7 protein-coding genes are annotated in these 6,280 nt (G+C 65.3%); 5 read left to right on the top strand and 2 right to left on the bottom strand.

Annotation, left to right across the window (positions count from 1 at the left end):
- Window positions 1-80 precede the first annotated feature (80 nt).
- Together rhtA and DMX06_RS18495 are read left to right on the top strand one after the other, a co-directional pair.
- Window positions 81-968, top strand: coding sequence for a threonine/homoserine exporter RhtA (gene rhtA, locus DMX06_RS18500; protein WP_110738780.1), 888 nt, complete (start codon window positions 81-83; stop codon window positions 966-968).
- 186 nt (window positions 969-1,154) lie between these two features.
- Complete coding sequence (locus DMX06_RS18495) at window positions 1,155-1,436, top strand: hypothetical protein (protein ID WP_062573425.1); 282 nt, start codon at window positions 1,155-1,157, stop codon at window positions 1,434-1,436.
- A gap of 54 nt (window positions 1,437-1,490) precedes the next feature.
- Here DMX06_RS18495 and DMX06_RS18490 read toward each other — a convergent pair whose 3' ends face one another.
- On the bottom strand, window positions 1,491-3,293 hold the full coding sequence (locus DMX06_RS18490) for an aminopeptidase P family protein (RefSeq protein ID WP_110738779.1): 1,803 nt from the start codon (window positions 3,291-3,293) through the stop codon (window positions 1,491-1,493).
- Window positions 3,294-3,488: 195 nt separating this feature from the next.
- On the opposite strand from DMX06_RS18490, the gene DMX06_RS18485 reads away from it, so the two are divergent.
- Both DMX06_RS18485 and DMX06_RS18480 read left to right on the top strand, forming a co-directional pair.
- A complete protein-coding gene (locus DMX06_RS18485) occupies window positions 3,489-4,601 on the top strand; it encodes a DUF3182 family protein (protein ID WP_110738778.1) in 1,113 nt (370 codons plus the stop codon).
- Window positions 4,585-5,355, top strand: a complete 771-nt coding sequence (locus tag DMX06_RS18480) for an alpha/beta hydrolase family protein (RefSeq protein WP_110738777.1) — start codon at window positions 4,585-4,587, stop codon at window positions 5,353-5,355. Before DMX06_RS18485 ends, DMX06_RS18480 begins: the two co-directional genes overlap by 17 nt.
- Here DMX06_RS18480 and DMX06_RS18475 read toward each other — a convergent pair.
- Window positions 5,334-5,714 (bottom strand): antibiotic biosynthesis monooxygenase, encoded by a 381-nt coding sequence (locus DMX06_RS18475; RefSeq protein ID WP_110738776.1) that lies wholly within the window; start codon window positions 5,712-5,714, stop codon window positions 5,334-5,336. The two genes, DMX06_RS18480 and DMX06_RS18475, sit on opposite strands and share 22 nt — an antisense overlap.
- 88 nt (window positions 5,715-5,802) lie before the next feature.
- Between DMX06_RS18475 and soxR the strand changes: the two genes are divergently transcribed.
- Window positions 5,803-6,276, top strand: a complete 474-nt coding sequence (gene soxR, locus DMX06_RS18470; protein ID WP_110738775.1) for a redox-sensitive transcriptional activator SoxR — start codon at window positions 5,803-5,805, stop codon at window positions 6,274-6,276.
- Window positions 6,277-6,280 lie beyond the last annotated feature (4 nt).

The raw sequence follows: 6,280 nt of genomic DNA, 5'->3' as shown, positions 1-6,280 counted from the left end.
CCCTATCCCAACCTTGCCAACCCACCCTCCCGCTGCGCACTATATTGCACACCCTTGCGCGCACAATAACGGAAGCCTCCATGAACACCCCAAACCGCAGCCTGGCCGCCACGCTGTTCCCCATCGGCTTGCTGCTGATCGCCATGGCCTCCATCCAGTCCGGAGCCTCGCTGGCCAAGAGCATGTTTCCCATCGTCGGCGCCCAAGGCACCACCGCCCTGCGCCTCATCTTCGCCAGCGTGATCATGCTCCTGTTGCTGCGCCCCTGGCGTGCTCGCCTGGATGCCAGCACCCTGCGTAGCGTGATTATCTACGGCATGGCCCTGGGCGGCATGAACTTCCTCTTCTATATGTCATTGCGCAGTGTGCCGCTAGGCATCGCTGTAGCCCTCGAGTTCACCGGCCCGCTCGCGGTGGCGCTATGGGCCTCGAGACGGGCGCTGGACTTCCTGTGGATCGCCCTGGCGGTCGTCGGCCTGCTGCTGTTGATCCCCATCGGTCAGACCGACGGCGGGTTAGACCCGATCGGCGCCGGCTATGCCCTGGGAGCCGGCGTGTGCTGGGCGCTGTACATCCTCTACGGGCAAAAGGCCGGGGCCGAGAACGGTATCCAGACCGCTGCCCTGGGGGTAGTGATCGCAGCCCTGTTCGTCGCCCCCATTGGTATCGCCCACGCCGGCAGCGCCTTGTTGACACCTGCGCTGCTACCGGTAGCCCTGGGCGTGGCCATCCTGTCGACAGCCCTGCCCTACAGCCTGGAAATGGTCGCCTTGACCCGCATGCCCGCCCGCACCTTCGGCACACTGATGAGCATCGAGCCGGCCTTTGGCGCATTGTCCGGGCTACTCTTCCTGGGTGAGAAGCTTACCCTTTGGCAATGGCTGGCAATCCTCGCCATCATCACTGCCTCTGTAGGCGCGACCTTGTCCATGAAACGAGATGCGGTACCACCCGTGGCCGCCGACTGATTTGAGAAATATTTGCATTTAGCTGACCTGCAACCTTGTACCGCCCGCCGTGGCTGATTAAGCTGTCACCCAAATATAATCTTGACGCTATCTACTGAGCGGTACATGGACGCTGGGGACCATCAGGGAAGAGACGAAGCGCAAACCACAGGCCCGTGAGTGCAGTCGGGCCAAATAAGGACAGGAATGAAACGTATTTTTCTCATCCTGGCCATCCTGGCCATCGCTGGATGCGCCGCGACAGCCAATACCGAGGTGAAGCGGGGGAAAAAGGGCCTGCATATCAACTGCTCGGGGCTCTCCTCGTCATGGGACAAGTGCTACAGCAAGGCCGCCAGCTCCTGCAGCAGCAAAGGCTACAAGGTCATCGCCCGGTCCGGCGACACCGACGAAGAGCCTGGCGACTATGTGTTCGGCATCAATCCGGCCGGCTATACCAGCCGCAGCATGATCGTGATTTGCAAGTAATCGATAAACAAGGGGCAGCCAATGGCTGCCCCTTTTGTTACCAATACATCATTTTCACAGCGCGGCAGTGCGTCGCTCCAGCCAAGCCAGCGCCTCGCCTTCCAGCAGCGGTGCCAGCCGCTCCCGCACCGTCTGGTGGTAACGGTTCAACCAGGCGATATCGTCGCTGCCCAGCGCCTCGACCAGCAGACAGCGGGTGTCGATTGGACACAGCGTCAAGGTCTCGAACGAAAGGAACTCGCCGAACTCGCTGGTACCGGCCTCGCGGTTGACCACCAGGTTCTCGATCCGCACGCCCCACTGCCCCGGGCGGTAGGTGCCAGGTTCGATCGAGCTGATCATGCCCGGCTGCATGGCCGTCTGCGGTGTGGCCGCGGCCTGGTAGGCGATCACTTGCGGGCCTTCGTGCACATTCATGAAGTAGCCGACACCATGACCGGTGCCATGGCCGTACTCGACCTGATCCGCCCAGATCGGTGCCCGGGCGATGGCGTCGAGCAGCGGCGAGAGCATCCCGCGCGGGAAGCTGGCCCGCGACAAGGCGATCATGCCCTTGAGCACCCGGGAGCAATCGGCCTTCTGCTCATGGCTCGGCTCGCCGATCGGCACCATCCGGGTGATATCGGTGGTCCCGCCCAGGTACTGGCCGCCCGAGTCGATCAACAGCAGGCCATCGCCTTCGATGGCGGCATGGGACTCTTCGGTGGCGCGGTAATGCGGCATCGCGCCGTTGGCGTTGTAGGCCGCGATGGTGGAAAAGCTCAGCGACACGAAGCCCGGACGGCGGGCTCGGGCCGCGCTCAACTGGTCGTCGATGGTCAGCTCGGTGATCGGTTGCGCGCCGAGGTTCGCCTCGAACCAGGCGAAGAATTCGCACAGCGCCGCGCCATCCTGCTCCATGGCCTGGCGGATATGGACGAGCTCACCCTCCCCCTTGCGCGACTTGCTCAGGGTAGTCGGGTTGATGCTCTCGACCAACCGCACCTGCTCGTGCAGGTTGTCCAGCAGGCCGCGGGTGACCCGCGCCGGGTCCACCAGCAGGCTCGCCGCAGCCGGAATAGTGGCCAACGCAGCATTGACCTCGGCGTAGTCGCGGACCTCGATGCCATCGGCCGCCAGCACCTGGCGCAGATGAGCATCGACCTTGTCACGGCCGACGAACAGGAACGCCTTGTCCTGGCTCACCAGCGCGAAGGAAACGAACACGGGGTTATAGGAAACATCACTACCGCGCAGGTTGAACAGCCAGGCGATATCGTCGAGGGTGGCGATGAAATGCCAGTCGGCGCCCTTTTCCCGCAAGGTGCTGCGTAGTTCGGCAAGCTTTTGCGCACGATTGACCGTGGCATGGGGTGGCAGGTGCTGGTACACCGGATTGCCCGGCAGCGAGGGACGGTCGGCCCATACCCGATCCAGCAGGTCGAGGTCGGTGCGCAACGTCGCGCCACGCGCCTGCAAACGCTCGCCCAGTTGCCGTGCCGAAGCCAGGGCCATGACCGCGCCGTCCACCGCGACGGTGCCGGACACTTCTGCGCCCAACCACTCCAGCGCCCCGGGCTGCCCAGGACGCAGTTTCATCAGCTCGATGCCGCTGCCGGCCAGCTCCTTGCCCGCCTGTTCCCAGTAGCGGCTGTCAGCCCATAGTCCGGCAAAGTCAGCCGTCACCACCAGCGTCCCCACCGAACCGAGGAACCCGGACAGCCACTGCCTGCCCTGCCAATAGCCCGGCAGGTACTCGGACAAGTGCGGGTCGGCCGAAGGCACCAGCAAGGCATCCACACCCTCCCGGGCCATGGCCTCGCGCACGCGGGCAAGGCGTGCCGGAACGGATTCGTGAAGGGGGGACTGACTGTTCATGCGCACTCCTGCGGATAGGTGTCGACGGGTCCAAGGCGCTGATAATGTTACACCCGGCAGACGCCCGCAATCACCACGACCGTAACAAGGCATGCATTGCCCCAACTGCCCTGCCGACCGTCGATCCATCCTCCTGAACTAAACCGGCTACGGGCCTTCACAACCCTTACATACCGTGGCTATGCGAGGTCGGCCATGCCCCACTCACGCGAACCGAAAAGCGCCGTCGTGCTGCTCGACACCCGCGAGCACACCCCCGAGCACGAACGCGCGGTCCACCTGAAGATCGCCGATCATCTGGCGCTGCTGCTGGGAGCCGAGCGGGTCGAGCCATCGTCCACACAGTCCAACACGGCCGGTTACTACTATGTACCGACCCAGACCCTGGTCGACGCGCAACGGCACGCAGCGCTGGGCATCCGCGACGAACAAGACCTGTTCGGTGGCGTGGTCAGCCATCCGCACATGGCCACCAAGGCCATCTCCCACCCGCTGCCGGCAGACGCCAGCTTCCCGCCCGGCTGGACCGACGCCTTCGCCCAGCATGCCAGCGGCGCCCTGCTGCGGGGCTATACCGTGTTCTCCAAGGCCGACGCGCGCCGCGCCGCCGAACTGTTGCTACGCGATGGACCGGTGAGGATCAAGCCGGTACTGGCCTGCGCCGGCCGGGGCCAGCAGGTGATCATCGATAGCCAGGCCCTGGAACCGCTGCTGGCGGCGATGGATGAACAGCAACTGGGCCTGTGGGGCCTGGTGCTGGAGGAAGACCTCGACGCGGTCGAAACCTTCAGCGTCGGCCAGGTGCGCGTGGCCGGGCTGACCCTGAGCTATCACGGCACCCAGCACCTCACCCGTGATCATGCGGGCACCGAAGTGTATGGCGGCTCCGACCTGGTGATCGTGCGCGGCGACTACCAGCAGTTACTGCAGTTGCCGCTCGAAGATCACCTGCGCCTGGCCATCAACCAGGCCATGACCTATGAAGAGGCCGCCGAGCGCTACTTCCCGGGCTTCATCGCCTCGCGTCGCAACTACGATATCGCCCGCGGCAGGGACCATTACGGCCACCTGCGCAGCGGCGTGCTCGAACAATCCTGGCGCCTGGGCGGTGCCACCCCTGCCGAGGTCCTCGCGCTGCAGGCCTTCGCCGCCGATCCACGCCTGGACCGGCTATGCGCGTCGACCCACGAGGTCTTCGGCCAGGCGCAGTTGCCCGCCGACGCCACCCTGTTCTACCAGGGCCACGACAGTGAACTTGGACAACTCTGCAAATATGCACGGATACGCGACCATGACCATCGAGAGTGAAACCGTGGAACTGCACGTGGAGGGCGACAGCATCGTCGGCACCCTGGTCAGCCCGGGTAGCCGCATGCCGGGAATTCTCTTCGTGCATGGCTGGGGCGGCAGCCAGCAGCGCGACCTGGCCCGTGCCCGGCAGATTACCGGGCTTGGCTGCGTATGCATGACCTTCGACCTGCGCGGCCACGAAAAGACCGAGAGCCAGCGCCTGACCGTGACCCGCGAGCAGAACCTGGCCGACCTGCTGGCCGCCTACGACCGGCTGGCCAGCCACCCCTCGGTCGACCCCGGCGCCATTGCCGTGATCGGCAGCAGCTACGGCGGCTACCTGGCCACCCTGCTCACCCGTCACCGGTCAGTCAAATGGCTGGCGCTCAGGGTGCCGGCCCTATACTGGGACGATGAATGGGATGCGCCCAAGCAGGCCCTCGACCGCCAGCGGCTCAACGCCTACCGCCTGCGTGACCTGGGCCCGGCCGACAACCGTGCCCTGGCCGCCTGCGCCGAATTCGCCGGCGACGTGCTGCTGGTGGAGTCCGAACAGGACGACTATGTGCCGCACAGCACGCTGATGAGCTACCGCTCGGCCTTCGTCAGCGCCCACTCGATGACCCACCGTCTGGTGGACGGCGCAGACCACGCGCTGTCCAGCGAGGAAAGTCAGAAAGCCTACAGCGCCATACTCACGGCCTGGATCAGCGAGATGGTCATCGGCGCGCGCCTGGACCGCTACCCGCACTACGCACCCTGGTATGCCTGAGTGCTGCCCAGCTGGCAATGCAGGCCGCCATCGACGCCACGCACCAGGCTGCGCAGCGTCTGGTACGCGGCGAAGTTCACCCCGCGGGCCTGGTGCTCGCCCAGCAGGTCGAGGAACGGCTCTTCGATGAAGCAGCCGGCGGCGGCGACCCAGGCCTGGCGCGATTGCCAGCGCAGGAGCTGGAGCACCCGACGACCGTCGTCGCTGACCTGGATGCTGACGCTGAGCAGCCCGTCGCAGCGTTGCGCGAGGTGCTCGCTGCGCACCACCAGGGCCTCGGCCAGGGCGTCCTGGCGCAAGGGTGGCACGTCGTACTCGATCATCTGGGTGAACCACAGGGAATGGGTGTTGACCGCCATGACGCATCTCCTCGTTTCGGGCTCTTGCAGCAGATGGTCGTGGAGGGTAAAACCTCCAGCTAACTCAAGGTCAAGGATTTTATTGCCGATGAAGCCCCCTTCCGCCCAGGAGCGTCTGCTCAGCGTCGGCCAGCTGGCCGCGCGCAGCGGCGTAGCCGTGACTGCCCTGCACTTCTACGAGACCAAGGGACTGATCCACAGCACTCGCAACGCCGGCAACCAGCGCCGCTATCCACGGGCGATGCTGCGCCGGGTGGCGGTGATCAAGATGGCCCAGCGCCTGGGCATCGCCCTGGCCGATATCGCCAGCGCCCTGCAGACCCTGCCCTGCGATCACACCCCCACCGCCGACGATTGGCAGCGCCTCTCGGCGCGCTGGCGCGACGACCTGAGCCGGCGCATCGACGAGATGGTGATGCTGCGCGATCAGCTCGACGGCTGCATCGGCTGCGGCTGCATGTCGTTGAAGGAATGCCCGCTGCGCAACCACCACGACCGTCTCGCCGATGAAGGTCCCGGCCCTCACCCGACCACGAGCGATGCCCAGCCGTCGCAATATTGAAAAC

The organism is Pseudomonas mosselii, from assembly GCF_003205295.1.
In the GTDB taxonomy this organism is placed as follows: Bacteria; Pseudomonadota; Gammaproteobacteria; order Pseudomonadales; family Pseudomonadaceae; genus Aquipseudomonas; species Aquipseudomonas mosselii_B.
The sequence above is the reverse complement of the archived record's forward strand: the minus strand, read 5'-3'. Positions and strand labels throughout refer to the sequence as shown.